We start from the raw sequence: 26,955 nt of genomic DNA on the forward strand, positions 1-26,955 counted from the left end.
GGTGGGGACGACGGAGCGTTCCGTCGTCCCCACCGCACCCCTTGGCCGGTCAGGCCCGTGCGGACGCGGCTCAGGAGGCGGGCACGCCGGGGGCGGCGCCGCGCTCCTTGAGCATGTCGGTCATCAGCTCCAGCTCGGAGGTCTGGGCGACCACCATCGACTGGGCGAGCCGCTTCTCGCTGTCGTTCTTCGCCAGGTCCACGTAGCCCTGGGCCATCTCGACGCCGCCCTTGTGGTGCTCGATCATCAGCTGCAGGTAGTACACCTCGGCGTCCTTGCCGCTGAGCGTGCGCAGCTTCGCCAGCTGGGCGTTGGTCGCCATGCCGGGCATCAGTGAGCCGTCGTGGGCCTGGTAGTCGTGGCCCATGTCCATCCACGCCATCGGCTTGGCCGGCGAGTGCTGTGGCAGCCCCCACTGGTCGAGCCAGCCCATCATCATGCCGCGCTGGTTGGCCTGGGTGTTGATGATGTCGAACGCCAGGGTGCGGGTCGGCTCGTCGGAGGTGCGGTCCCGGACGATGAACGACAGGTCCACCGCCTGCTGGTGGTGGGTCGCCATGTCGCGGGCGAACCCGGCCTCGGGCGAGCTGTCCGCCGGGACGGTCAGCGAGGACGAGCCGGAGGCCGACGTCCCGCTCGCCACCAGGGCCGGCACACCGAGCGCCAGCGCGACCGCGGCGGCCAGCGCGGCCGGCCACCAGAGCCGGCGCCGGGGCCGGGCGGCGACGGCCTGCGGTTCGTCGGGGGTCACGGGCTTCCCGGCGGTCACATCTGCCCCATGGTGCAGGAGGCGCCGGGCTCCTGCGTCTGCTTGCCCTGGACGTACTTGGTGAAGAACTGGTTGACCCGGGGGTCGGAGGCGCTGTCGACGACGAGCTGGGTGCTCCAGGCGTTCAGGGTGATGGTGCCCTGCTCGTCCGGGTAGGGGCTCATGAGCGAGTACGGGGTGGCCTTGACCTTGTCGGAGAGGGTCTTGACGTCCTCCGGGGTGGCCTTGCCGTTGTAGGTCACCCAGACCGCGCCGTGCTCCAGCGAGTGGACGGCGCGCTCGTTCTCGACCGGCTGGTCGTAGACGTGGCCCATGCAGTCCAGCCAGACCGCGTTGTGGTCGCCGCCGACCGGCGGGGTCATCGGGTAGGTGACCTTGTCCTTGACGTGGTTGCGGCTCAGGTCGCCGAAGGTCTTCACGCCCGGGATGTCCGCGTTGGCGGCGACCTCCTGGGCGTGCTTCTTGTCGCTCTGGTCCTTGAGGACCCAGGCGATGGCACCGCCGGTGCCGGCGACCAGGACGCACGCGGCGACGATCGCGATGATCTTGTTGCGGCGGTCGCGGCGCTGCTCGGCGGCGCGCAGCTCGGCGATCCGGGCGCGGCGGTCGGTGGCGCCCTGCTGCTTGTTCTTGCTGGACTGCTTGGAGGCGGAACCCATGATGGTTGTCCTTTGTCCCCGCGCGCCCGGCTGGGGCGGCGGTCGGATGAAGTGGGGAGGGCGGATCCGTCCGGTGGCGGACGGCGGGTTCCGCTCAGGAGCGGTGCACCTGGAGTTCGTGCAGATCGGGTGCGGGGTGCGGGCCGACGAGCAGTCCGGCGGGGGCGACCCGGGGCAGCGCCTCGGGGGCCGGTGCGTGCGGTGACACCACCGGCTGCGGGTGCGGCGGCGGGTTGGGCAGCTGGGCGTCCTGGCCGCAGTACGGGTGGCTGGAGCAGCCGTTGTCCCGCTGCGGGGGACGGCCGTCGGCCGAGCACCAGGTCCAGTGACGCGGTCCGTCGACGTGCGGGTGGTGGTCGGCGGGCTTGGCGGTGCGGCCGGTGGCCGTGCCCGCGGTGGCCTCCGTGGCGCCGGAGGCGGCGGAGACGGTGGTGACCGCCGTCACGGTGGACGGCGCCGGGGAGCCCTGGTCGGCGGCCATCGCCCGGCCCGAGCAGGGCAGTGCCGTCAGCAGCCCGACCAGCAGCAGGATCCACAGCACACCCGCCGGGCGGCCCGCCGGTGCGGCCCTCCCCGGTCGGGGCGAGCTGGGGGCCGACGCGGTCATGGGCACATTTAATCAGCCGAACGAGTGATGCGATGCCCCTCCTCCGGCCCCATTTTCGGCCCCCAACGGCACCGAACGGCACGGAAACACCCGCTCCGGACACTTCCGGCAAGCAGGGACGGAACGGTGCTGAACGCGGGGGCGGACGGGGTGGCCGGGAACGTTGCGGACGGTGTCCGGTTGTCGCCGAAACCCGGACAGCGTCGTTGCACTTGGAGACAATGACGTCGAGTCCGGCCCCGCCGGGGGCGGCGCGACCACGGACCGACCAGGAGCCGCCAGATGAGCAAACAGGGTGCACCCGCACAGCCCCACCGGCCCGACGACGGGTGGTGGGACGCCGTCTACGACGGCCCGGCGGGCACCCTCCCGGACACCCCCGGGGCGGACCCGGGCGCGGGCAGCGTCGACGACTGGTTCGACACGGCGGCGGGCCTGATCGCGCCGCAGCGCACCGGCGGGCAGGCGGAGGCGGCGGCCGGGGCCGCGGCGGAGGCGCCCGTGGGCGCGCGGGACAGCATCGACGACTGGTTCGACACCGCGCTCGACGTGATCGGCCAGCCGGACCCGGCCCCGGTGTCGGACCCGGTGTCGACGCCGGTGTCGGCGCCGGTCGAGTGGCCCCCGCCGTCGCCGTCGGCGGAGACGCACAAGTTCCCGGCACCGGACTTCCGGACGGGCCCCGTCGCGCTCGACAAGCCGGACGCACCCGAGGCGGCGGCAGCGGCACCGGAGGACGTGCGGCCGGAGCCCGCCGTGGAGCCCGAAGCCGGGCCCGCCGTCGACGCGGCACCGGCACCGGCACCCGCGCCGGAGCCGCAACCGGAAGCGGAACCGGAACGAGAGCCCGAGCCCGAGGCCGTCCACGTCTCTCCGCCCGAGCCGGAACCGGCCCGCACGCCCGCGCCGGAACCGGAAGCCGTCCGCGCCCCCGAACCGGACCCGGCCCCCGAGCGCGTCCGCGCCCCCGAGCCGGAGCCGGAGGTCGTCCACGCCGCGGAACCCGAACCCGAACTCGCTCCCGAGCTCGCCGCCGAACCCGAACCCGAACCCGAACCCGCCCCCGCTCCGTCCCCCCGTCCCGTCGCCCGCTCGCCGCTGGCCGCCGCCGCGGACGCCGTGCCGCACGTGGGGGAGCGCCCGCCGACGTACGGGCCGGAGCCGACGGCCGTGCCGGAGGCGGACCCGGGCTCGCTGGGGTCCGTCGTGGCGGACACCGTCCTGGAGGGCGCCCAGTACGGTCCGGCCGTCCTGCGGGCCGTGTCCGTGCGCGGCGACTCCGCCCGGTACCGGGGCGAGCCGCGGCGCGACGCGCTGCTGGTGACGCGGTTCGGCGACGGCCCGGACGGGCTGCTGCTCGCCGTGCTCGGCGGCTTCGACCGCAACGGGTTCGACGACGGCGGCTCGACGGCCGACGAGGACGTGCCGCCCGAGGCGGTCGGCACCGCGGCCGGCGAGGCCTGCCGCCAGCTGGCCGCCGCGATCGGCCGCAGCCGGGCCGGTCTCGCCGCCGACCTGCGCGCCGGCGCCCGCGACCGGCTGCGCTACGGCCTCCAGCGGCTGGTCACCGGCGCGGCGGCCCCGCTGCGGGCGCTGGCGCCGGGCGGGGAGGACGGCCCGTCCCCGGCGTCACTGCACTGCCTGATGGTGTCGCTGGACCCGGCGGCCGGCTACCGGGCGGCATTCGGGGTCGGCCCCGGCGGGCTGTACCTGCTGCGTTCCGGTCACTGGATCGACGCCTACGCGGCCCGGCTGCTGCACCACCCGGACGGCGTGCCGGCGCCGGCGGACGGTCCGGTGCCGGAGCCGCGGCCGTTCCGCTTCCGGCTGGTGCCGGCGACCCCGGGCGACATCCTGCTGCTCTGCACGCCGGGCCTGGCGGACCCGATCGCCGACGAGCCGGCCGTCGCCCACTTCCTGTCCTCGCACTGGGCCCACCCGCACCCGCCGGGCACGGTCGACTTCCTGCGCCAGGTGCAGGTCCGGGCGAAGGGCTACGCGGACGACCGCACGGCCGCCGCCGTCTGGACGGAGTAGGAAGCGGTCCCCCGCCTCACGTCACGCCCGCAGCAGGATCCGCGCCACCGCCGTGGCGTGGGCGAGGGCCTCGTCGGTGCGGCTGCCGGGGAGGCCGAGGGCGACGGGGACGGCGAGCCCGTCGAGCAGCGCGCGGATCCGGGTGGCGCGGTCGGCGGTCGGGCCGGGGGTGAAGTGGCCGGCGGCGGTGCCCTCGTCGACGAGGCCCGCCAGGTCGGACTGCCACGGCGCCTCGATGTCCTGCTGGCCCTGGCGGAGTTCGGCGCTGGCGGGGGAGCGGCCCCACACCTCGATCCACAGGATCCAGCGCGGGTCGCCGGGGCCCTCGGGGAGGTAGAGCCGCAGGTAGGCGTCGAGGCGCTGCCACGGGTCGCGGGCCTGGTCGGTGAGGGCCTCGCGGCGGCGGGCACCGAGCTGGTCCTCGCTCCAGCGGAGGGTCTCCAGCAGCAGCTGGTCCTTGCTGCCGAAGTAGTAGAGCAGGTGCCCGGCGCTCATCTGGAGCTGCTTGCCGAGCCCGGCCATGGTGAGTTTGGCGAGCCCGTGTTCGGCGATCGCGGCGCGGGCGGTGGCGAAGACCTCCTCGCGGGGGCGCGCCGGCCGGCGCGGGCGGGCGTCCGCCATGTGTCGTGCTCTCCCTCGGTGCGCAGCGGAGGTCGTGGTTCGCAGCGGGACCGAACGCTACCGGAGCGGGGCGTGCGTCCCCCGCTCCGGTGGCGTCCCGTCAGGCCTCGGGCTGCTGCTGGGTGATGCAGTGGATGCCGCCGCCGTTGGCGAAGATCCCGCGGGCGTCGACGAGTTCGACGGTGCGGCCGGGGTAGGCCTCGCCGAGGATGTCGGCGGCCTCCTGGTCGCGCGGGTCGTCGAAGCCGCACAGGATGACGGCGCCGTTGGCCACGTAGTGGTTGATGTAGGAGTAGTCGACCGGCTCGCCGTCCTCGTCGAACAGCACGGTGGGGGCGGGCAGTTCGACGACCTCCAGCTGGCGGCCCTGCGCGTCGGTGGAGGCGCGCAGGATGGCGACGAGCTCCTGGCAGACGGCGTGGTCGGGGTGGGCCGGGTCCGGCTGGACGTGGGCGACGACGACGCCGGGGCGCACGAAGGAGGCGACGATGTCGATGTGGCCGCGGGTGCCGAACTCGTCGTAGTCGCGGGTGAGTCCGCGCGGCAGCCAGACGGCCTTGGTGGTGCCGAGGAAGGCGTGCAGTTCGGCCTCGACCTGCTCCTTGGTCCAGTCGCTGTTGCGGCCCTCGCCGAGCTGGACGGTCTCGGTGACGAGCACGGTGCCCTCGCCGTCGACGTGGATGCCGCCGCCCTCGTTGATCAGGCGGGAGACGAAGCGCCGGACGCCGGTCAGTTCGCCGATGTGCTCGGCGATGTGCTGGTCCTTGTCCCAGCGGGCCCAGGACTGGGCGCCCCAGCCGTTGAAGATCCAGTCGGCGGCGGCGAGCGAGCCCTTGCCGTCGATCAGGAAGGACGGGCCGATGTCGCGCATCCACGCGTCGTCCAGGGGGCGTTCGACGATCTCGACCTGCTCGGAGACGTACCTCCTGGCCTCGGCGCTCTCCCCGGTGTTGACGATGAGGGTCACCGGCTCGTACCGGACGATGGTGTTGGCGACCGCGGCCCAGGCCTCGCGTCCGGCGTGCAGGTTCTCCGGGGTGTCGAAGGTGGGGTTGGTGGTCGGGAAGGCCATCCAGGTGCGGTCGTGCGGGTGCCATTCGGCGGGCATCCGGTAGCCGAGGGAGGCGGGCGTGGGGGTGGTCATCAGGGGGGTCCTTGGGGGAGGAGGTCAGAGGAAGTAGAGGCGGCTGAGCGAGACGCTGTCGGCCGGTTCGGAGCGCAGCGGCGAGCCGTCGAGCGAGACCAGGCCGGTCTCGGTGACCTCGACGTGGCCGAGGCGGGCGTTGCGCACCATGTCGCGGGGCCCGATGCCGCGGGTGCCGCGGACGCCGACGCGGCGGCGGCGGGTGGGCAGGCCGTCGGCGGGGCGGTCGAGGTAGGCGCCGTCGGCGGCGGCCTGGGCGACGAAGGCGACCGAGATGTCGGCGGCGGTGGCGCCGTGGGCGCCGAACTGCGGTCCGAGGACCAGGGGTTCGCAGCGGTCGGTGGAGGCGTTGGGGTCGCCGACGACGCCGTAGGCGGGGAATCCGGCCTTGAGGACGAGCTGCGGTTTGGCGCCGAAGTGGTCGGGGCGCCACAGGACGATGTCGGCGAGTTTGCCGACCTCGATCGAGCCCACCTCGTGGGAGAGCCCGTGGGCGATGGCGGGGTTGATGGTGAGCTTGGCGATGTAGCGCAGGACGCGCTCGTTGTCGTCGCCGCCCTCGGTGGTCCCGTACCCACCGTCGAGGGGACCGAGTTCGGCCTTCATCTTGCCGGCCATGGCGAAGGTGCGCCGGACGGTCTCGCCGGCGCGGCCCATGCCCTGGGCGTCGGAGGAGGTGATGCCGATGACGCCGAGGTCGTGCAGGACGTCCTCGGCGCCCATGGTGCCGGCGCGGATGCGGTCGCGGGCCATGGCGGCGTCGCCGGGCAGGTCGACCTTGAGGTCGTGCGCGGAGACGATCATGCCGAAGTGCTCGCCGAGGGCGTCGCGGCCGAACGGCAGGGTGGGGTTGGTGGAGGAGCCGATGACGTTGGGGACGCCGGCCATCTTGAGGACGTTGGGGACGTGTCCGCCGCCGCAGCCCTCGATGTGGAAGGCGTGGATCGTGCGGCCCTCCAGCACCTTGATGGTGTCCTCGACGGACAGGCACTCGTTCAACCCGTCGGTGTGCAGGGCCACTTGGACGTCGTACTCGTCGGCGACGCGCAGTGCGGTGTCGAGGGCGCGGGTGTGGGCGCCCATGTCCTCGTGCACCTTGAAGCCGGAGGCGCCGCCCTCGGCGAGGGCCTCGATCAGCGGGGCCGGGTCGGAGGACGAACCGCGGCCGAGGAAGCCGATGTTGACCGGCCAGGCGTCGAAGGCGTTGAAGGCGTGGCGCAGCGCCCAGGGGGAGTTGACGCCGACGCCCCAGACCGGGCCGAACTCCTGGCCGATGATGGTGGTGACGCCGGAGGCGAGCGAGGCCTCCATGATCCGCGGCGAGAGCAGGTGGACGTGGGTGTCGATGGCGCCGGCGGTGGCGATGAGGCCCTCGCCGGAGACGATCGTCGTGCCGGTGCCGACGACGACGTCCACGCCGTCGAGGGTGTCGGGGTTGCCGGCGCGGCCGATGGCGGCGATCCGGCCGTCGACGAGGCCGATGGACGTCTTGCGCACGCCCTGGATCGCGTCGATGACGAGGACGTTGCTGATGACGACGTCGCAGGTGTCGCGGACGGCGGCGGCCTTGAGGTGCAGGCCGTCGCGGGCGGTCTTGCCGAAGCCGGCCAGGAACTCCTCGCCGGGGGCCTGGGAGTCGGACTCGACGCGGACGATGAGGCCGCTGTCGCCGAGCCGGACGCGGTCCCCGGCGCGGGGGCCGTGGACGGAGATGTAGTCGTGCGGGGTGATCGAGCTCACGAGGGCACCTCCGAGTCGTCGAAGCCGGTCAGGTAGCCGGTGGCGCGGGCCTTGGCCAGGGCGGCCTCCTTGGCGCCGGGGGCGTCCAGGGGGCCGTCGACGAGGCCCGCGAACCCGATGGCGACGCGTTCGCCGCCGATCGGCACCAGGCCGACCTCGACGGTGGCGCCGGGGTCGAAGCGCACGGAGGAGCCGGCCGGGACGGCGAGGTGGGTGCCGTAGGCGGCGGCGCGGTCGAAGGCCAGGCGCGGGTTGGCCTCGAAGAAGTGGAAGTGGGAGGTGACCGAGATCGGCACCTCGGAGGTGTTGTGGACGGGGAGCAGGAGCGTCTCCTCGACCGGGTCGTAGCCGGCGCCGTCGCCGGCGAGCGCGCCGCCGGGGGCCTCGTCGCCGAGCGAGCCGGCGCCCTTGAAGGGGTCGTTGACGACGGCCAGGCGGGTGCCGTCGTCGAACACGGCCTCGACCTGGACGACGGTGACGACGTCGGGGACGCCGGGCAGGACGTCGTCGGCGGTCAGGACGCTGCGTCCGGCCTCGATGGCCTCGGCCAGGCGCCGGCCGTCGCGGGCGGCCTCGCAGACGGTGTCCGCGATCAGGGCGGTGGCCTCGGGGATGTTGAGGCGCACGCCCCGGGCGCGGCGGGCGCGGGCCAGCTCGGCTGCTGTGAAGATCAGCAGCCGGTCCCGCTCGGTGGGGGTCAGTCGCACGGTTCCTCGCTCGCGGCTCGTCGGGCCCCTCGGGCAGGTGGGGGGTCGGCTCGGGGGGTGCTCGGACGTTCGGGGCGCTCAGGGGTGTTTAGAACGTCGTTCAAACTTCTCGGGCCATTGAACCCGGCCCGGGCCGCTCTGTCCAGCGTTGCGGCTCCGCGCCGGTTCGGCGCGCCGGGGCGGCGGGCGGGGTGAGCGGGGCGCGCGGGGGAGGGGGCTCGACGGCGGGACGGGCCGGCGCACGGCGCGGGGAGGGCACGGTTCCGCGCGCCGGGTGTGCGCGGGATCGGCGAGGGGAGGGCTCGAATGCGGGCTCTGCGCTTCGCAAACCCGTCCGGCGCGGGCAGTTGGATCACGCGAACCTCCCCGTGCCCCTTTCACCCCACGTGATCGGACGCACACTGTTGCAAACGCCGTCAGCTGGGCATGAGGATGGTGGTCGGAACGAGGAGGGCCACCCGGCGGGCGGGGGATCCTGCCCGGGGGCCCGGATGCGAGGGCGGGGGCAAGTGGTGATGGACGGTCAGTCGCGATTCCCGCGGCAGCGGACGAGTTCGGGCGACGCCTACCGGTCCGGGCCGGTCCAGGCTCCGGGCGGCACGACGGGGACCGCCCTGCCGGGTGCCACCGCCCCCGGCTGCGCGCTGCACCGCCGGCTCCATCTGACGCTCGACCCGGCCGACCTGGTCGCCGTCGGCTCGGTCCGGCACCGGCTGCGCACCGCACTGAGCCACTGGGGGGTGCCGGAGCTCTCCGACACCGCCGAGCTGCTCTCCTCCGAGCTGGTGACCAACGCGCTGCTGCACACCGGCAAGGGCGCGGTGTTCGACGCGGTGCTCGGCACCGACCACCGGCTGCGGATCGAGGTGCAGGACGGCGCGACCCGGCTGCCCGGCCGCCGGCGCGACCCGGACGCCGAGTACGCGACCTCGGGCCGCGGGCTCATGCTGGTCGAGGCGCTCGCGGACGCGTGGGGCGTCCAGCTGCGCGGCGACGGCAAGGTCACCTGGTTCGAGCTCGCGACGCCCTGACCGGACCCGCGGCCGGGCCTACGGTCGGATCCGCAGCCGGTGCCGCGCCGGTGCGCCGCGGAAATCGCCGGAGCGCGCGACCTGCCCGCAGAATAGTTCGGATGCGGTTCATTCGTCGTCGAAGGACGCCCTGAACAGAAGGCGGAACAGAAGATTTCCGGCCCGTTGCCATTGCCGCTGGGCCGAACATTGGCCAGGATGGTGGGAATGTGTGACCACGTGCGGAGAGCAGCGGGGAGACGGTACCTCGACTGACCGCCGCAGGCCGGCACCGTCCGATCCAGCACCACCCACCACATCGCCACGCGGTCCGGCCGGACGGTCGGCGGGTCCGTCACGGCAGCGGCAGGAGCAGCATGCCCACTGAGCCCGAGTCGCCGGGGCCGGCGCTTCCTCCCGGCGCGTCCACGGCCGACCCGCCGGTCGGCTCACCCGGTCCCACGACCACGGGCACCGGCCGGGCGAAGCCGCCCGCCCAGGCCGTGCGCCGGCGCCCGCTGCGCACCGCCCCCGGGGCCGTCGGCCGCCTGGCGCCGATGCTCCCCGGCGGGCTGCCGTCCGCCGCCGGCGACGCCATGCCGGACTGGCTGGAGCCCGCGATGGCCGCCAACGGCATCGGCTCCTTCGATTGGGACATCCGCCGCGACGTGCTGGAGGGCGACCCACGGGCCTGCGCGATCATCGGCCTGGACGAGGTCGGCCAGGGCGCGTTCGACCGCACCGCCGCCTCCTTCCTCGCCCTGCTGCACCCCGAGGACGCGCCCGTGGTGCGCCGCCGGGTCGAGCGCGCGGTCGCCGAGCTCGGCCAGTGCGGCGCCTACTACCGCACGGTCGGGCCGAACGGCACCATGCGCGCGGTGCGCTTCCGCGGCCGGGTGCTCGCCGACGCCTTCGGGCGCGCCTCCCGGATGGTCGGCTTCGTCTGGGACGCCACCGTCGAACTGCACAAGCGCGACCGCGCCGACCGGCTAGCGCTGCTGCGCGAGGAGCGCTCCCGCTTCATCAAGGAGGCCGCCCGCGCGCTGTCCGAGGCGGTCACCGTTCGGGACGTCGCCCGGGTCTTCACCGAGCTGCCGCTGCCCGGGCTGCCGCCCGACGGCCTGGTGCTGGCCGCCTTCGAGGCCGGGCGGGCCCGGATCCTCGGCGCCTCCGGCTACCGGCCCGGCGCGCTCGCCATCTGGGACCGCACGCTGCTGCCCGCAGGCCACCCCGCCGCCGAGGCGCTGCGCCACCGCGCGCCGGTGTTCGTCTCCTCCCGCGACGAGTACCGCGACTGCTACCCCGACGTGTGGGAGCCGACCAGCCGCAACGGCCGCGGCTCCTGGGCCTACCTGCCGCTGGTGGCCAGCGGCCGGGCGATCGGCGTGTGCGTGGTCAGCTTCGACGACGAGCGCGAGCTGGACGCCGACGAGCGGACCCTGCTGACGACGCTGGGCGGCCTGGTCGCCCAGTCGCTGGCCCGGGCCCGGCTGCACGACGCCGAGCACGAGCTGGCGGCCGGCCTCCAGCGGGTGATGCTGCCGCGCACCGTGCCGTCCGTACCGGGCGTCACCACGGCCGTGCGCTACCTGGCGGCCGGCTCCGGGCTGCAGATCGGCGGCGACTGGTACGACGTGGTGCCGCTGCCCGGCGGGCACGTGGGCCTGGTGATCGGCGACGTCCAGGGCCACGACGTGCACGCCGCCGGGATCATGGGCCAGCTGCGGATCGCGCTGCGCGCCTACGCGGCCGAGGGGCACCCGCCGGCCGCCGTGATGGCCCGCGCCTCCCGCTTCCTCGCCGACCTGGACACCGACCACTTCGCGACCTGCACCTACGCCGAGGTCAACGTGGACTACGGCGTCGTCTACGCGGTGCGGGCCGGCCACCTCGACCCGGTGGTGCGCCGCTCGGACGGCACCGCGGCCACCGTGCCGGTGGCCGGCGGCCTGCCGCTGGGCATCGACCCCGACCAGGAGTACCGGGTCACCCGCTTCAGCCTCGACCCGGGCGAGACGGTGCTGCTGTGCACCGACGGCCTGGTGGAGTCCCGCGGCATGGACCTGGACGAGGGCGTCGCCCGGCTCACCAGGGCGCTCGCCGAGCCGCTCCCGCCCGCCGAGGAGGCCGCCCGCGACCCGCTGGAGGACCTGGCCGACCGGATCGCCTCCCAGGCCGCCGACTCCAGCGAGCGCGAGGACGACATAGCGCTGCTCCTCCTGCGCTGGGACGGACCGGCCGGCGGCCTGGCCGCCCAGCAGCTGCGCCGCCGGATCGGCCAGGCCGACCTCGCCCGCATCGCCGAGGTGCGGGCGGAACTGCGCGACGCGCTGCGCCGCTGGGGCGTCGCCGAGTTCATCGACACCGCCGAGCTGCTCTCCTCCGAGCTGGTCACCAACGCCATCCGGCACACCGACCGGGACGCCATGTTCACCGCCCGCCTCTACCGGGAGGCGGCCTCCGACGGCGGCCGGGCCCGGCTGCGGGTCGAGGTGGAGGACGAGTCGGACCTGTGGCCGACCCGCCGGACACCGGGCGAACAGGCCTCCTCCGGACGTGGCCTGATGCTCGTGGAGGCGCTCGCGGACGCCTGGGGCGTCGAGCCGCGCGGCTCCGGCAAGCGCATGTGGTTCGAACTCAGCGGCGGCGCCGCTGCCGCGTAGGAGCCGCGGCAGCGTAGGAGCGCGCCCGTGCCGCGGCGCTAGCCGAACTGCTGCTCCAGGTCCTTGAGCTTCTGCTCCAGCGAGTCCAGCCGGGGCAGCGTCACGGTGTCCTCGTCGGCGGTGAGGTCGATGGTGCGCAGCTCGGGGCGGGCCGGGAGGCCGGGCGGCACCACGGTGCCCCCGGCCGCGGCCTCGACCCCGCGGGGGCCGGCGGAGCGCTCCGCCCCGGGCCCGCCGGCTATGGCGGGCTCCGAGCCGGCGGACTCCAACTGCCGGGCGCCGCCGCGTCCGCCGCGCCAGGCGCCGTTGCTGCGGCTGATCGCCCGGATCTCGGCGCGCTCCCGGCGCCCGGCGAGCCTGCGGCGCTCCTTCTCCGCCACCCGCTCCCGCTTCTCCTCGCGGACCTCGTCCACCGCCTCGTCGAGGCTGCGCACGCCCTCCAGGAGCATCAGCGACCAGGCCGCGTACGTCTCGCGCGGCGCGCGCAGCCAGCGCACGATGCGGATCTGCGGCAGCGGCCGCGGGACGAGCCCCTGCTCGCGCAGGGCGGCCCGGCGGGTCTGCTTGAGCGCCCGGTCGAACAGGATGGCCGCCGAGAGCGACATCCCGGAGAAGAACTGCGGGGCGCCGGCGTGGCCGAAGCCGCGCGGGGCGTGCACCCAGTTGAACCAGGCGGAGGCGCCGGCGAACAGCCACACCAGCAGGCGCGAGCCGAGGGCGGCGTCGCCGTGGCTGGCCTCGCGGACGGCGAGCACCGAGCAGAACATCGCCGCGCCGTCGAGCCCGAACGGCACCAGGTACTCCCAGCCGCCGGAGAGGTTCAGGTTCTGCACCCCGAAGCCGACCAGGCCGTGGAAGGAGAGCGCGGCGGCGACGGCGGCGCAGCAGAACAGCAGCGTGTAGGAGGCACCCCCGTACAGGGATTCCTTGCGGCGGCGCCGTTCCTCGGTTCGCTCCCAGGTGTCCGCGCCCGCGGCGGCGGATCCCCGGCTCCGGGCCAGGGCCAGGAGGAGTGCGCTGACCAGCAGCCCTACGCCTCCGGTGACGGCCCAGCCGAGCGGTATGTCGGACAATTTCATCGCCGGGACCAGCCTCGCTTTCCTGCGTCGCGTTCCTGCGTCGTGATGGCGGGGACCATCATGACGGATGCGTGCCGAAGGAATGGCCGATTCGCCGTCAATGCGCTGAGTAGAGGGATTTCTGACCCCGACTCAATCGCATTTTCGTATCAATGTGCGGCGGACGATTGCCGGAATTCCGGGCTTTCCGGATTCCCGCTCGCACGTCCTTTCGTCAATTCCGCGTGACGCGCGGGCAGCCGCCGCACATCGCCGCGGGCTCGGCGGTGTAGACGAGGCAGCAGCTGGCGCGCGCCCGGTCGGTACCCGAAGGACCGCCGGGGCCGCCGCCCCGCGGGCCGAAACCGGCGCCCGGGGTGAAGGGGGACGGGCCCGGGGCGGAGGTGGTGGCCGCGCCGGGCGCGCACGCCGGGGCGGCCGGGTCCAGCAGGGCGGTCAGCTCGGTCCGCGCCCGCTCCTCCTCGCCGAGCAGTCCGGCGACGTGCCAGAGCCCCTCGACCGCCGCGTCGGTGGCCATCGCCCACAGCACGCGCGGCCCGCGCCGCACCTCGGGGCGGAACGCGGCCAGCACCGGCGCGAGGAACCCGCCCACCGCCCGCCGGAGTTCGGCGGCCAGCGCGGCCCCGCCCGGCACCGGCCGGGCCTGCGGCAGGCCGGCGGCCGGGTCCTCGGGCAGGCAGGCGAAGGCGCCCGGGCGGACCGTCACCTCGCCGGTGCGGCGGCGCAGCGAGACGTCGGCGGGGGTGAGCAGCGGGACGCGTCGCTCCAGGAACCACGGCGCGGTGAACAGCAGGGAGGCGGGCCAGGCGAAGCGGTGCAGGGCGAAGCCGGCGGCGACGTCCGGGCGCAGCGGCTGCCCGTGGCGGGCGAGGCCCTGGCGGGCGTCGTGGGCGATCAGGTCGCGGACGGCCCCGGGGCGGTCGGCGAGGTCGGCGGCGGGGATCCAGCCGCGGCCGCGCCGGGGCGGGGCGCAGTGCACGCGCAGGACGGGGGAGAGGACGGCGAGCCGGCGGTAGGCGGCGGCGCAGGGGTCGGCGGGGTCGGCGGGATCGGAGGCGTCGGGGTGGGGGCCGGCCGTGGTGGTGTGCGGGGCGCGCGGCGCGGGGCCGGGCCGGGTGCTGCTCGCGGTGGCGCTGGTCGCGGTCATGGGCGGGCCCCATCGGGTCGTCCGGGCCCGCCGGCGGGTGGCACGGCGGGGCCCGCCGGACCGCTGGGCGGAGCCCCGGCGCGCGCCCGCGCCGGGCCGGGGCATGGCGGTGCCCGGGAGCGGCAAGGCGAACCCGGCCGGGGCGCTGCTCTCCCCGGCCAGGTTAGGCTCACCTTAGCTGATGCTGCCCCTGGTCTCCCGTCCGATGCGTCCGTCCGGGGGAGGCGCCGGAGCGCGGCCCGCGCCCAGCTGACGCGCGAGCCACACGGGTACGCCTCCCAGGGCGTGGACGAGCCGGGTGGCCTCGGCGCGCAGCCGGGCCGCCTCGGCCGGTTCGGACACCTCGGCGAGCGCCGCGAGCGCCGGTGCGACGCCCACGGTGAAGCCGAGTTGCTCGCGCAGGCGCAGCGAGGCGTCGAAGCCCTCACGGGCGTGGCCGTGGTCCCCGCGCGCGAGCGCCAGTGCGGCGAGGTGGCGCCAGGTGTAGGAGCGCAGCAGCTCGTCGCCGCGCTCGCCGGCGCCGTCGTGCGCCCTGCGGTAGGCGATCCAGGCGGCACCGCGGTCCCGCAGGAGGTTCTCCGCGACCAGGCCGCGGCGGAAGTCCAGCAGCGGGCGCCCGGGGGCGTCCGGCGGGAGCAGTGCCGAGGTGCGGCCGAACGCGGCCTGCGCCTCGTCGAGCCGGTCGCGGGGGCCGAGCACGCTGGCGAGGTACGCCAGGAAGCCGCGGGCGCAGGCGGCGGCCGCGCGCTGCTCGGTGGTGGTGACGCCGGCCTCGGCCAGGCGCAGCGCCTGCTCCGCCTGCGTCCAGTGCGCCGCGGTGAACAGGCAGCGCTCGATGAGGAGTTCGGCGCGCCCGAGGGCGACCGCCGGATCGTGTTCGGCGGCCGGTCGCAGCACGTCGGCGGCCTCCTGCCAGCACCCCCGGGACCGTAGCCGCCACACGGCGTCCCCCGGCTCCTCCGGTGCCGCCCGCCCCCGCCCGTCCGGGCCGCTCGGGCCCCATCCGTGCTCCGACAACGCCACCTCCTTGTGTGCGCCATCCAGCATCGGCACGGCACCCCGCAGGTCCTGGCGCCGGGCTCCTGCTCACCTTGCGGGCGAGGGGAGTTCGGCGACAGGACGGGGTCCGCGCTGTGGCGGCAATTCAACACGCGGGTGAGCTTGTGCACCAGATCACGAGCGCAGGTTGTTGCGTCCGCGGAGGAATCGATCCAGTGGGGCGGGCGGGGTCAGGAGGTCCAGCCGGTCTCCATCAGCGCCTCGGCGGCGCCGTTGGCGGGCTGCGGGACGCCGGCGAGGTCCAGGCTGAACAGGGCGACCAGCAGTTGTTCGCCGCGGACGGTGGCCTGGTGGGAGTAGCCGGCGAGGGTGAACATCGCGGCGGCCATCTCCTCGGCGTGCAGGGTCTGCAGCCACAGGCACTCCACCGACTTGACGTCGGCGGGCTCGGTCCAGGTGTCGACCTGGGCGACCATCCGGCTGCCCAGCAGGGTGACACCGTCGCGCTCCTGGGCCTCCGTCAGCTCCAGGTCGTCGAAGCCGAGCCACTCCAGGTAGCGGGCGGCGGTGAACACGGCGTCCTGGGAGGTGCGCACCGGGTGCGGGCGGAAGGGCGCGCGGTGGCGGAAGGGCTTGGCCGGGCCGCCGCTGCCGCCGGGCGGGGCGGGCACCGGGGCGTTCATCGGGTGCGCCGGGTACGGGCGGGCGGGCTGCGGCCCGGTGCCGCCGAGCGGGGCGGCGGTGCCGCCGCCGCCCAGGCGGGTGGTGCGGTCCACCGGCAGGCGGACGGTGGCGCCGCAGTTGCAGGTGAACTCGGGCTGCGGCCACTGGTCGGAGCGCCCGCAGTGCGGACAGCGCATGCTCAGCCAGGAGTCCTCCCAGGAGCGGAAGCGCACCTGCACGGGCACGCCGCCGCGCAGCAGCGGCACCTTCAGGGAGGCGCCGCAGGGACAGGGCAGCGAGGGCGGTTCGTAGAGGTGTTCGCGGCGGCAGGCCGGGCAGCGGATCGCCCGGCCGCCACCGCCCGCCCCCGGCCCGTGGCGAGCGGGGTCGTGTCCGGTGAAGTCGTCGGGCAGTCCGGCCATCTCGGGCTCCGTCCGTTCGAGTCGGGTGGGAGGACGCCTCCCATGCTCCCTGAAACCGGGGCCGATGGACGCGGAATGGGGCAATCCTCAGGGAGAGATCAGGGGTGTGCGGCCGGTCGGTGTGCGGAGCGTGCGGTGGGGCGGCGCGGGCCGGTGGTGTGCGCCGGGCGGATGGTCACCCGGCGGACCAGCGGGCCAGGTCGGCCGGGGTGTCGAGGTCGTCCGGGACGGCGATGTCGGCGCACTCGACGAGCGTGATCGCGTCCGCGTGCGCCGTCAGGAGCGCGCGGGCTCCCGCGTCGCCCGTCGCGCCCCGGGCGGCCTCCGCGAAGTGCCGGGCGCCGATCAGCACCGGGTGCCCGCGCCGCCCGCCGTAGGCCGCCGCGGCGAGGTCGGCGCCCGCCCGGTGCGCGGCCAGCAGGCGGGCCACCGCGGCCGGGGTGACGCCCGGGGTGTCGACGAGCATCACCAGCACCGCGGACGCGCCCGGGGCGAGCGCGGCCAGGCCGGCCCGCAGCGAGGAGCCCATGCCGCCCGCCCAGTCCGGGTTGGCGACCAGACGGCAGCCCGGCAGGTGGGCGGTGGCGCGGACCTTCTCGCGCTCGGCGCCCAGCACCACCGTCACGTCCGTGCAGCCGCCGGCCCGCACGACGGCCACCGCGTGTTCGACCAGCGGCCGGCCGTCGTAGCGGATCAGCGCCTTGGGCCGCCCGCCGAGCCGGCGCCCGCCGCCGGCGGCGAGCACGAGCGCGGCGACCGGCGCGGGGGGCCCGGGAGTGGTCTGCATGGGCCCAGCCTGCCCGCCCGGGGCGCCGCCGCGCATCGTGGGAACCCACAGTTGTACGAATCCACAAGGCGAAGCCGCAGGTCGTGGCCGGTCCCCGGCGGTTCGGCCGCTGGCGGTGCGCCCCCGCGGCCCCTGTACTTGGCAGATGAACACCGCACCGCGCCCGCTGCTGGACCGCTTCGGCCGGGTCCACACCGACCTGCGGGTCTCGCTCACCGACCGCTGCAACCTGCGCTGCACGTACTGCATGCCGGCCGAGGGTCTCGACTGGCTGCCCAAGGCCGAGGTGCTCGGCGACGACGAGGTGCTGCGGCTGGTGCGGATCGCCGTCCGGCGGCTCGGGATCACGTCGGTCCGGCTCACCGGCGGCGAGCCGCTGCTGCGCCGCGGCCTGCCGGACCTGGTCGGGCGGATCACCGCGCTCGGCCCCGAGGTGTCGCTGACGACCAACGGCATCGGGCTCGCCCGCACCGCCGCCGCGCTGCGCGAGGCCGGGCTGCACCGGGTGAACGTCAGCCTGGACACGCTGCGGCCCGAGCGCTACGCGGCGATCACCCGCCGGGACCGGATCGCCGACGTGTTCGCCGGCCTGGCCGCGGCGCAGGCCGCGGGCCTCGCGCCGGTGAAGGTCAACGCCGTGCCGGTGCGCGGCGTCAACGACGACGAGATCGTGCCGCTCGCCGAGTTCGCGGCCGAGCACGGCTACCGGATGCGGTTCATCGAGTCGATGCCGCTGGACGCGCAGGGCGCCTGGGACCGTTCGACGATGGTCACCGCCGACGAGATCCTCGCCGTCCTCGGCGCCCGCTGGGACCTCGTCCCGGTCGGCCGGCACGGCAACGCCCCCGCCGAGGAGTGGCGCGTCGCCGGCACCGACACCGTGATCGGCGTGATCGCCTCCGTCACCCGCCCGTTCTGCGGCGGCTGCGACCGGGTCCGCCTCACGGCGGACGGGCAGCTGCGCAACTGCCTGTTCGCGACCGAGGAGTCCGACCTGCGCGCCCTCCTGCGCGGCGGCGCCGACGACGACGCGGTGGAGGCGGCCTGGCGCGCCACCATCGGCCGCAAGGGCCCCGGACACGCCATCAACTCCGAGGACTTCGTCCGGCCGGAGCGCCCGATGTCCGCGATCGGCGGATAGGGCGCGCCGTTCGGCAATTGTGATCTTCGACATGCTCCTTGGGGTTCGCGTGGCGTCGCCTTGACCAGCTCTTGGGGTGGCTGATCTGCTGGTGCGCCGTCAGACCGCCCCTCACCCCGGGAGTCCTCCGTGCCCGCCCGCCGCACCGCGCTGTCCGCCGCCACCGTGTTCCCCATATGCGTGCTCGCGCTGGCCGGGTGGCTCGTCGGCGGGCGCGACGGCACTCCGCACGTCCGGGCCGGGGGCGCGGGCACCAGTCCGCTGGAGAACCCCGACGGCACCAAACCCGGTCTCGCGCCGCTGAGTTCGCCGCAGGACCGCAAGGCCGGCCGCGACCTCATCGCGAAGGTCGCCACCGCCGCCCCCGGCCCGCGGGACGGCTACGACCGGAGCGAGTTCGGGCCCGCCTGGACCGACAACGTCGAGGGCGTCCCGCTCGGGCGCAACAACTGCGACACCCGCAACGACCTGCTCGCCCGCGACGGCACGGCCGTCGAGCACAAGGACGGCTCGGACTGCGTCGTCACCGCGATGACCATCCTCGACCCGTACACCGGCACGACCGTCCGGTGGACCAAGCAGCAGGCCACGAAGATCCAGATCGACCACGTGATGCCGCTCTCCTACGACTGGCAGATGGGCGCCGCCACGTGGGACAGGGCCAAGCGCGTCCGGATCGCCAACGACCCGCTCAACCTGATCCCCGCCGACGGCTCCCAGAACGCCTCCAAGGGCGACTCCGGCCCGGCCGCGTGGCTGCCGGCCGACACCGAGATCCGCTGCGCGTACGCGGTGCGCTTCGCCCAGGTGTCGCTCAAGTACCAACTCCCGGTCACCGAAGCCGACAAGAAGACCATGCTCGAACAGTGCTCCGCCCGGTGAACGCCCGATCCCGCCGTCCCCGCAGGTCCCCGGCGTGACCGGAGCACCGGCCAGGTGGTATTCGTGGGCGGTGGACTCGATGATCCCCCGGTACCCGCGGCGCGCCCTGCCGGCCCTCGCCGCCGCCCTCGCCGTCGCGCTGCCCGCGGGCTGCACCGGCTCCGTCGCCCCGGGCGGCGCAGCGGGCACCGCCCCCCGCGCGCCGATCGCCGAACGGGTCTCCGACACCGCCTCCCCGGCCCTGCGCGCCCTCTACGACCAGCGGATCGCGTGGGCGCCCTGCAGCGACGACGGCAACGGCGACCCCGAGGAGACGGTCGTGCAGTGCGCCGTCCTCAAGGTGCCGCTCGACTACGCCGACCCCGGCGGCGAGACCATCGACGTCGCCCTCGCCCGCGTGCCCGCCGCCGACCCGGCCCACCGCCTCGGTTCGCTCGTGCTCAACCCCGGCGGCCCCGGCAACTCCGGCGTCTCCCAGGTCCAGTGGGGCTGGCGGAGCTTCGACACCCCGCTGCACGACCACTTCGACCTGGTCGGCTTCGACCCGCGCGGCGCCGGGCGCACGATCCCCGTCACCTGCCTCGACGACCGCACCCGCGACGAGTGGACCAGCACCGACGACCCGTCCTACGACCACGGCCAGGTGCTCGCCGACGCCTGCGGGGCCAAGTACGCCAAGGTGCTCCCGTTCGTCGGCACCCGCAACAGCGCCCGCGACATGGACGTGCTGCGCAGCGCCCTCGGCGACCGCAAGCTCGACTTCCTCGGCCTCTCCTACGGCACCTACCTCGGCGCCCTGTACGCCGAGGAGTTCCCCGAGCGCACCGGCCGGCTCGTGCTCGACGGCGCCGTCGAGCGCAGCACCGACCTCCTGCACATGAACGGCGAGCAGGCCGTTGCCACCGAGACCGAGTTCACCGCGTTCGCCGCCGACTGCGCCTCGGCCGAGGACTTCTGCCCGCTCGGCACCGACCCGGACACCGCCCCCAAGCGGCTCGCCACGTTCCTCGACGGCCTCAAGAAGCACCCGCTGAGCACCTCCGGCGGGCGGCCGGTCACCGCGACCCTCGGCTGGAACGGCGTCCTCAACGTCCTCTACGACGGGCACCGTTCGTGGGAGCGGCTGCGCACGGCCATCGAACCCGCGATCACCCGCGCCGACGGCGACGAACTGCTCAAGCTCGCCGACGCCAACACCGGCCGCGACGAGGACGGCCACTTCGAGACGCCCGCCGACGCGTACGCCGCGATCCACTGCGCCGACGCCCCGCTGGCGCCCACCGACGCGGACCTGCGCGAGGCGCTCGCCGACCTCTCCGCCCGGGCCCCGCTGACCGGCTCGCACGACACCCGGGCCACCCTGCTCGACCCCGACTGCCGCCCCTGGCCCTACCGTTCGACCGAGCAGCCGCACACGGTGCGGGCGCCGGGCAGCGCCCCGGTCCTCGTCGTCGGCTCCACCGGCGACCCGGTCACGCCCTACCCGTGGGCGCAGCGGATGGCGGCCGGCTTCGAGCACGGCGTGCTGCTGACGCGCGAGGGCGACGGGCACACCGCGTACGACAAGAGCGGCTGCGTGCGCGGCGCGGTCACCTCGTACCTGGTGGACGGGCGGCTGCCGGAGGCGGGCACGCACTGCGCGACGGACTGACGGCCGGCCGTCGACGCGCCGAGGGGCGCACCGCGTGGTTCGCGGTGCGCCCCTCGGGGTTCGTCCGGCTCAGGAGGACGGGGCCGCCGTGAGGTCGTAGAACGTGGCGCCGCCGACCGTCTTCGCGGTGAAGTGGCCGGTCACCCACGCCTCGATCTGGGCGCTCTCGTTCTGCTGCCCGCTGTCGTCGCCGGCACCGCCGCCGCCGAAGCCGCGGTGCGAGCCGCCGCCGATGAACCAGTGGATCCTGCCCTCCTGGACGTACTTCTGGAAGTCGGCCAGGCTCAGCGACGGGTCGGTGCCGTTGAAGCCGCCGAGGGCCATCACCGGCTTGCCGGTGGCGAGCTGGTAGCTCGCGGCGTTCTGGGAGCCGGTGGTCGCGGCGGCCCAGGTGTAGTGGTCGGCGTCCTGCTTGAGGAGGGCCGCGGCCTCGTCGCCGACCTTGGTACCGCCGAGCAGGCCGCCCATGCCGCCGCCCATGCCGCCGCCCGTGCCGCCGGGGCCGCCGAAGCCGCCCGCGCCCTCGGGGTCCGCCGCGCCGGGCATGCCCGGGGTGCCGGTGCCGGTGCCGTTGCCGCGCTCGTGGCGACCGCCGTCGGCGCTGCCGCTGCCGGAGCTGTTGCCGGAGCCGTTGCCGGCACCGGGGAAGCCGCCCTGGCCGCCGCCGAAGCCGCCCGGGAAGCCGCCGCCGTTCTGGCCGTGGGGGGCCCGGCCGCCGGGGAAGCCGCCCTGGCCGCCCTGCCCGCCCTGACCGCCCTGCCCGCCGGGGAACTGGCCGCCGAAGCCCCGGCCGTTGCCCGTGGCGCCCTTGCCGCCCCGGCCGCCCTTGCCGAACGAGCCCGGCCCGAACGCGCCCTTGACGGACGGCCCGGCCGTGATGATCGAGCCGTTGTGCGCCGTGCCGACGGTGTCCACCGCGTACGCCGCCGGGCCGCCGAGCGCCGCCGCGAGGCCCACGAGGCCGGCCACCGAGGCGATCCGCGCCCCGGTCCGCCCGGAGGTCCGCCCCGCGAACTGCCCGGCTACCAGCGCGGCCGCCGCCGCGAGCCCGGCGGCCAGGACCGCCCAGCGCAGCCACGGCAGGAAGTCCGAGCTGCGGCCGAGCAGGACGAACGCCCACACCGCCGTCGTCGCGAGGGTTCCCGCGAGGACCAGCGCGTACGGCAGGCGGTGGCGCGCCCGCCACAGCCCGTCCACGCCCATGCCGACCAGTGCGGCGACGGCCGGGGCGAGCGCCACGGTGTAGTACTGGTGGAAGATCCCGGACATGAAGCTGAAGATCAGCGCGGTGGAGACCAGCCACCCGCCCCAGACCAGGAACGCCGCGCGGGCGGTGTCGGTGCGGGCGTAGCGGCGGGTCGCCCAGAGCGCGACCAGCAGCAGGATCAGCGCGGCCGGCAGGAGCCAGGCGATCTGGCCGCCGATGTCGCTGCCGAACAGGCGGGTGATGCCGGTCTGGCCCCAGCCGCGGTTCTTCATCCCCTGCGCGGCGCCGGCCGGCAGGTCGAGCCCGGCCGGGAGGCGGCCGCCGCCGCCCACGCTGCCGCGTTCGTTGCCGTCGACCCGGCCGAGGCCGTTGTAGCCGAAGGTGAGCGACAGGAAGCTGTTGTCCTGCGAGCCGCCGACGTACGGGCGGGCGGAGGCGGGCAGCAGTTCGACGACCGCGACCCACCAGCCGCCGGCGACGGCCAGCGCGACGCCCGCGAGCAGCGTCTGGCGCACCCGCCGCCACAGGCCGGTGGGCGCCACGACGAGGTAGATCACCGCGAAGGCGGGCAGGATCAGGAACGCCGCCAGGGTCTTGGTGAGGAACGCGAAGCCGAACACGGCGCCGGTGAACAGCAGCCACCGGGTGCTCGCCGTCTCGATCGCGCGGATCAGCCCGTACGCGCCGACGGTGAGCAGCAGGACGAGCAGCGCGTCCGGGTTGTTGAAGCGGAACATCAGCGCCGCCACCGGGGTGAGGGCGAACGCGGCACCGGCGAGCAGGCCGCCGAGCGGGGAGAAGCGGCGGCGCACCGCCGCGTACAGGACGCCGACGGTGGCGGCGCCCATGAGCGCCTGCGGGGCGAGGAGCGACCACGACGAGAGGCCGAAGATCCGCGCGGACAGCGCCATCGGCCACAGCGACGCCGGGGGCTTGTCGACCGTGATGAAGTTCGAGGCGTCGGAGGAGCCGAAGAAGAACGCCTTCCAGCTCTGGCTGCCCGCCTGGACGGCCGCGGAGTAGAAGGCGTTGGCCCAGCCGGAGGCGCTGAGGTCCCACAGGTAGAGGACGGCGGTGGCGGCCATCAGGCCGAGCAGGGCCGGGCGCACCCAGCGGGGGTCGTCGGCGCGGCCGCGCCAGGCACGGGCGGGGAGGGTACGCAGCCGGCCCGACCAGGAGGCCGGGCCCTTGGGTCCGGCCGGCGGCAGGGACTGCTCGGGGAAGAGCGGTGCCGGGACCGGTGCGGGGGCCGGCTGGGGCACCTCCGGCGGCGGGAAGTCCGCGGCCTCGGGCCACGGTTCACCGGCCGGCTGGGTGTAGCTGGTCGTGGTCATGCGCCATACCGTGCGTGGCGCGCCTGAGAGAAGCGTGAGACGGGACTGTGAGCCGGGTGTGATCTAGGGTTTCACGCCCGGTTCGGCCGTTCTCGGCGGCCCGACGGGACGGCTCGCCGCAGGCTCAGGCGGGCTGGGGCATGACCAGGTGCTTGCCGAGCCACTCCAGGGCCGGGGGGATCTCGCGGGTCCAGGTGTGGAAGTTGTGGCCGGCGGTGTCCAGGGTGATCGTGGACATCTTGGTCGGGGCCTTGAAGGCGCCGACCATGGCCTGGGTCTCGCCGTAGTTGTTCTCGTCGTTGGCGGTCGTCAGCAGCAGCGAGACCGGGGCGGGCGGCTGGTTCTTCAGCCGCCACAGGAGGTCGTTCTCCTGCTTCAGCTTGTCGCTGCCGCCGAACAGGTCGCCGGTGGTCTCGTCGTGGGCCGCGCTGTAGTAGCCGGAGAGCGCGATCGCCGCGGGGTAGGAGTCCGGCTTGCGCAGGGCGAACTTGAGCGCGCAGTAGCCGCCGGTGGAGTTGCCGATCACGGCCCGGTTGTCCGGGGCGGTGCCGATCCGGTAGGTGGTGGCGAGGGCCTTGGGCAGGTCGGTGGTGAAGAAGGTCTCCACCTGGGGGCCGTTCGGCACGTCGACGCACTCGGTGTCCCGGTTGCCGACGAGCGTGGGCCTGGTCATCACGAGGATGGTCGGCGGCAGCTTCTTCTGGGTGATCGCGTCGAGGGTGGACGCCGGGTACTGCATGAGCGAGATCAGCTTCTCCGGGGTGCCCGGGTAGCCGGTGAGCACCAGGGCCATCGGGAAGCGCTGCTTGGCGTAGTCCGGCTGGAAGTACTGCGGCGGCAGGTAGACGTAGGCCTCGCTGGTCAGGCCGCTGCCCGCTCCTTTGACGTCGACCTTCTGGATCAGGCCGGAGCGCTCGGGGTCCGAGCCCTGGGCCGAGTAGAACTTCTGCTCGCCGGTCACGGCCACGCCGGAGGCGTTGGGCGTGTGGTCGACCACGGTGCCGTTCTTGCCGCTGGTGCCGAGCAGGTCGGTCCACGAGCTGTAGAAGCCGAAGTAGCTGTTGGCGACCAGGCCCATGGCGATCAGCACCGAGACCTGGGTCGCGAGGAAGGCGCCGATCCGGCCGAGCCAGGACCTCCAGGTCCGTCCGCCGAATCTCGGCCACAGCCACATGGTGGCGGCGAAGACGGCGATCGCGATCACGGACGCGACGATCTGGAGGGGGAGGCCGGTGAGACTGAGCACGGGCCCGATGGTAGTTGACCGCCGCAGGCTCCCCGCGCGCCCCTCGTGCGCGCCCGTACGCTCCTTGTGCGCCCTGTTGACCTTGCTGCGCACGCTCCGGGACGATGTCCCGCGGGATACGTGCACGTAGTGTGCGCGGCGCGTGCGGGGGACGACACGTGGGGGCGGGGTTCATGAGGTCCATCACCAAGGCCGGTCTGGCCGTCGGATCGGTGCTGCTGCTGGCGGCCTGTTCCAGCGGGGGAGGACGGTCGGCCGCGGATCCGAAGCCGTCCGGTGGTTCCGCCGCGCCGCCGGCGCCGACCGCCACGCCCCGGCCGACGCCGACCCGGCCCGCGTACGGGCCCGTGCTCACCGGAGCCGTCGACCCGGTCACCACCGCGCTCGGCAAGGTGACCTCGGCCACGACCCTCGCCGACCTCGACACCGACCTCGCCGGGATCGCCACCAGCGCCAAGGCCGCGAGCCTCACGCTGCGCACGGCCGACCAGCCGCCCGAGGTCGGGATCACGCAGAGCGACCTCGCGTCCGCCCTCACCCAGCTCGGCACCGAGATGGCGAAGATCCAGGGCGACATCAAGCACAAGACCGTGTGCGGGCTCGGCGCCGGCCTCGCGGAGGTGGGCCAGGCGGCGAGCCTGAAGGCCGTCACCGCCTCCCTCGCGAAGATGGCGACGGCCGGCTACCCGACCACCTTCGCCGTCCCGCAGCTCCCGGCGGCGCAGAACCGCACGCTGGACAACGGCACGCTGGTCCGCAAGGGGCGGCTGAACGGCGAGGGCGTGTTCAAGGTCGACAACGGCGGCTCGTCGGACGCCGTCGTCACGCTCGCCCTGGACGGCAAGGCGGTCAACTCGGTGTACGTGGCCAAGGGCTCGAACGCGAGCATCGAGGGCGTCCGGGACGGGACGTACGAGGTGTACTTCTCGGGCGGCGTGGACTGGGACAACGACGCGAAGGCGTTCACCCGGAGCTGCCGGTTCACCAAGTTCCAGGACACGCTGGCCTTCGAGACCGGGCGCACCGCCACGTCGTGGTCGATCACCCTCAAGCCGGTGGTCGGCGGCAACGCCAAGACCGAGGACGTGGACCAGAACAACTTCCCGCAACCGTAGCGTCCTTGACGTTCGACGGCGTTCCCCGGCCTTTTTCGGTCAGGACTGTTGACCCCTTGAAGTGGCCATGGCACTTTCGTGCGGCGCGGGCCTCGGCGACCAGTCGGGCACCCCGCGATCCCCCACAAGGAGAGCCATGTTCAAGAGACTTGTCGCCGTCGCCGGCGCGAGCGCGGTCATCGCCGGCGGGCTGACACTCGCCGCCGCCCCCGCACAGGCCGTCCAGGCGGCCGACCTCACGGCGACCATCGCGCTCGACGACTGCTCGGCCTCGCTGGTCCGCTACCCCGCCTCCGTCGACGGCGACCGGGCGCTCATGCTCACCAACGGCCACTGCCTGCCCACCATGCCGAGCGCCGGCCAGGTCATCCAGAACGTCCCCGCCAGTCGCAGCGGCACCCTGCTCGACGGCGCCGGGAACAGCCTCGGCACCGTCCAGGCCGACAAGGTCCTGTACGCGACGATGACCGGCACCGACGTCACGCTCTACGAACTCACCGACACCTACGGCGCGATCAAGAGCCGCTACGGCGTCACCGCGCTGACCGTCAACGACGGCCACCCGGTCAACGGCGCGGCGATGTACATACCCTCGTCGTACTGGAAGCAGGTCTGGAACTGCTCCGTCAACGGGTTCGTGCCCACCCTGCGCGAGGACCAGTGGACCTGGCACGACTCGCTGCGCTACAACTCCGGCTGCAACACCACCCACGGCACGTCGGGCTCGCCCATCATCGACTCCGCGAGCGGGCGGATCGTCGGCATCAACAACACCGGCAACGACGACGGCCAGATGTGCACCCTCAACAACCCGTGCGAGGTCGCCGCCGACGGCAGCACCACCGCCACCAAGGGCCAGAGCTACGGCGAGGAGACCTACTGGTTCACCACCTGCCTCGGCGCGGGCCGGGCCATCGACCTGAGCGTCGCCGGCTGCCTGCTCACCAAGCCGGGCGGCGGCAGCGCCGTGTCGGTGAGCAGCCCCGGTGACCAGTCGACCACCGTCAACGGCTCGGTGAGCCTCCAGCTCCAGGCCTCCGGCGGCACCGCGCCGCTGTCGTACTCCGCCACGGGCCTGCCCACCGGCCTGTCGGTCGACTCCTCGACCGGCCTGATCTCCGGCGCGGTGAACACGATCGGGCAGTTCCCCGTGACGGTCACGGTCACCGACGCGACCGGGGCGACCGCGACCACGAGCTTCAACTGGTCGGTCCTGGGCGCGGGTGGCTCCTGCACGCCGGCGCAGTTGCTGGGCAACGCGGGCTTCGAGACGGGTTCGGCGGCGCCGTGGACGGCGTCGAGCGGTGTGATCGACAACAGCGCGT

General features: G+C 74.7%; 22 protein-coding genes. 8 read left to right on the forward strand and 14 right to left on the reverse strand.

The window, feature by feature from the left end; genetic code table 11:
- Positions 1–70 precede the first annotated feature (70 nt).
- From ACFXDE_RS39175 to ACFXDE_RS39185, 3 genes are all read right to left on the reverse strand, one after another.
- On the reverse strand, positions 71–751 hold the full coding sequence (locus ACFXDE_RS39175; protein WP_380499095.1) for a DUF305 domain-containing protein: 681 nt from the start codon (positions 749–751) through the stop codon (positions 71–73).
- A 14-nt stretch (positions 752–765) separates the two neighbouring features.
- Entirely contained in the window at positions 766–1,428 is a 663-nt protein-coding gene (locus tag ACFXDE_RS39180; RefSeq protein ID WP_380443559.1) for a DUF3105 domain-containing protein, read from the reverse strand.
- 94 nt (positions 1,429–1,522) lie between these two features.
- Complete coding sequence (locus ACFXDE_RS39185) at positions 1,523–2,035, reverse strand: hypothetical protein (protein ID WP_380499096.1); 513 nt, start codon at positions 2,033–2,035, stop codon at positions 1,523–1,525.
- Between the two features lie 282 nt (positions 2,036–2,317).
- Here ACFXDE_RS39185 and ACFXDE_RS39190 point away from each other — a divergent pair, with 282 nt between their 5' ends.
- Positions 2,318–4,072: a hypothetical protein gene (locus tag ACFXDE_RS39190; RefSeq protein ID WP_380499097.1), complete on the forward strand. Its 1,755-nt coding sequence runs from the start codon at positions 2,318–2,320 to the stop codon at positions 4,070–4,072.
- Positions 4,073–4,093: 21 nt separating this feature from the next.
- Here ACFXDE_RS39190 and ACFXDE_RS39195 read toward each other — a convergent pair whose 3' ends face one another.
- The 4 genes from ACFXDE_RS39195 to ACFXDE_RS39210 all read right to left on the reverse strand — a co-directional run bounded on the left by ACFXDE_RS39195 (position 4,094) and on the right by ACFXDE_RS39210 (position 8,284).
- Positions 4,094–4,693: a TetR family transcriptional regulator C-terminal domain-containing protein gene (locus tag ACFXDE_RS39195; protein ID WP_380499098.1), complete on the reverse strand. Its 600-nt coding sequence runs from the start codon at positions 4,691–4,693 to the stop codon at positions 4,094–4,096.
- A 100-nt stretch (positions 4,694–4,793) separates the two neighbouring features.
- Entirely contained in the window at positions 4,794–5,837 is a 1,044-nt protein-coding gene (locus tag ACFXDE_RS39200; protein ID WP_380499099.1) for an agmatine/peptidylarginine deiminase, read from the reverse strand.
- Positions 5,838–5,861: 24 nt separating this feature from the next.
- A complete protein-coding gene (locus ACFXDE_RS39205; RefSeq protein ID WP_380499100.1) occupies positions 5,862–7,577 on the reverse strand; it encodes an urease subunit alpha in 1,716 nt (571 codons plus the stop codon).
- Complete coding sequence (locus ACFXDE_RS39210) at positions 7,574–8,284, reverse strand: urease subunit gamma (RefSeq protein WP_380499101.1); 711 nt, start codon at positions 8,282–8,284, stop codon at positions 7,574–7,576. The genes ACFXDE_RS39205 and ACFXDE_RS39210 overlap by 4 nt, the downstream gene beginning before the upstream one ends.
- Before the next feature lie 515 nt (positions 8,285–8,799).
- On the opposite strand from ACFXDE_RS39210, the gene ACFXDE_RS39215 reads away from it, so the two are divergent.
- Together ACFXDE_RS39215 and ACFXDE_RS39220 are read left to right on the forward strand one after the other, a co-directional pair.
- Positions 8,800–9,315, forward strand: a complete 516-nt coding sequence (locus tag ACFXDE_RS39215; protein ID WP_380443545.1) for an ATP-binding protein — start codon at positions 8,800–8,802, stop codon at positions 9,313–9,315.
- Between the two features lie 356 nt (positions 9,316–9,671).
- Entirely contained in the window at positions 9,672–11,957 is a 2,286-nt protein-coding gene (locus tag ACFXDE_RS39220; RefSeq protein WP_380443543.1) for a SpoIIE family protein phosphatase, read from the forward strand.
- Positions 11,958–11,995: 38 nt separating this feature from the next.
- Here the strand turns inward: ACFXDE_RS39220 and ACFXDE_RS39225 are convergent, their stop codons facing one another.
- The 5 genes from ACFXDE_RS39225 to ACFXDE_RS39245 form a co-directional block, all read right to left on the reverse strand.
- Entirely contained in the window at positions 11,996–13,036 is a 1,041-nt protein-coding gene (locus tag ACFXDE_RS39225; RefSeq protein WP_380499102.1) for a DUF2637 domain-containing protein, read from the reverse strand.
- Between the two features lie 214 nt (positions 13,037–13,250).
- A complete protein-coding gene (locus ACFXDE_RS39230; RefSeq protein ID WP_380499103.1) occupies positions 13,251–14,183 on the reverse strand; it encodes a (2Fe-2S)-binding protein in 933 nt (310 codons plus the stop codon).
- 174 nt (positions 14,184–14,357) lie between these two features.
- Complete coding sequence (locus ACFXDE_RS39235) at positions 14,358–15,230, reverse strand: hypothetical protein (RefSeq protein ID WP_380443538.1); 873 nt, start codon at positions 15,228–15,230, stop codon at positions 14,358–14,360.
- Between the two features lie 182 nt (positions 15,231–15,412).
- On the reverse strand, positions 15,413–16,267 hold the full coding sequence (locus ACFXDE_RS39240; RefSeq protein ID WP_380499104.1) for a hypothetical protein: 855 nt from the start codon (positions 16,265–16,267) through the stop codon (positions 15,413–15,415).
- A 175-nt stretch (positions 16,268–16,442) separates the two neighbouring features.
- Positions 16,443–17,054 carry an NTP transferase domain-containing protein gene (locus ACFXDE_RS39245; RefSeq protein WP_380499105.1) on the reverse strand — a complete coding sequence of 204 codons (612 nt, stop codon included), beginning with the start codon at positions 17,052–17,054 and terminating at the stop codon, positions 16,443–16,445.
- Positions 17,055–17,199: 145 nt separating this feature from the next.
- Between ACFXDE_RS39245 and moaA the strand changes: the two genes are divergently transcribed.
- The 3 genes from moaA to ACFXDE_RS39260 all read left to right on the forward strand — a co-directional run bounded on the left by moaA (position 17,200) and on the right by ACFXDE_RS39260 (position 20,728).
- Positions 17,200–18,195: a GTP 3',8-cyclase MoaA gene (gene moaA, locus ACFXDE_RS39250; protein WP_380499106.1), complete on the forward strand. Its 996-nt coding sequence runs from the start codon at positions 17,200–17,202 to the stop codon at positions 18,193–18,195.
- Positions 18,196–18,384: 189 nt separating this feature from the next.
- Complete coding sequence (locus ACFXDE_RS39255; RefSeq protein WP_380499112.1) at positions 18,385–19,077, forward strand: HNH endonuclease family protein; 693 nt, start codon at positions 18,385–18,387, stop codon at positions 19,075–19,077.
- A gap of 79 nt (positions 19,078–19,156) precedes the next feature.
- Positions 19,157–20,728 (forward strand): alpha/beta hydrolase, encoded by a 1,572-nt coding sequence (locus tag ACFXDE_RS39260; protein ID WP_380499107.1) that lies wholly within the window; start codon positions 19,157–19,159, stop codon positions 20,726–20,728.
- Positions 20,729–20,797: 69 nt separating this feature from the next.
- On the opposite strand, the gene ACFXDE_RS39265 is transcribed toward ACFXDE_RS39260, so the two are convergent.
- Positions 20,798–23,269: an ArnT family glycosyltransferase gene (locus ACFXDE_RS39265; RefSeq protein WP_380499108.1), complete on the reverse strand. Its 2,472-nt coding sequence runs from the start codon at positions 23,267–23,269 to the stop codon at positions 20,798–20,800.
- Between the two features lie 124 nt (positions 23,270–23,393).
- On the reverse strand, positions 23,394–24,515 hold the full coding sequence (locus tag ACFXDE_RS39270; RefSeq protein ID WP_380499109.1) for an alpha/beta hydrolase: 1,122 nt from the start codon (positions 24,513–24,515) through the stop codon (positions 23,394–23,396).
- A 173-nt stretch (positions 24,516–24,688) separates the two neighbouring features.
- Here ACFXDE_RS39270 and ACFXDE_RS39275 point away from each other — a divergent pair, with 173 nt between their 5' ends.
- Entirely contained in the window at positions 24,689–25,630 is a 942-nt protein-coding gene (locus tag ACFXDE_RS39275; protein WP_380499110.1) for a hypothetical protein, read from the forward strand.
- A gap of 136 nt (positions 25,631–25,766) precedes the next feature.
- Positions 25,767–26,955 (forward strand): putative Ig domain-containing protein (locus ACFXDE_RS39280; RefSeq protein ID WP_380499111.1); only part of this gene is annotated, 1,189 nt, incomplete at its 3' end.

The organism is Kitasatospora sp. NPDC059408, assembly GCF_042751525.1.
Taxonomy (GTDB): Bacteria; Actinomycetota; Actinomycetes; order Streptomycetales; family Streptomycetaceae; genus Kitasatospora.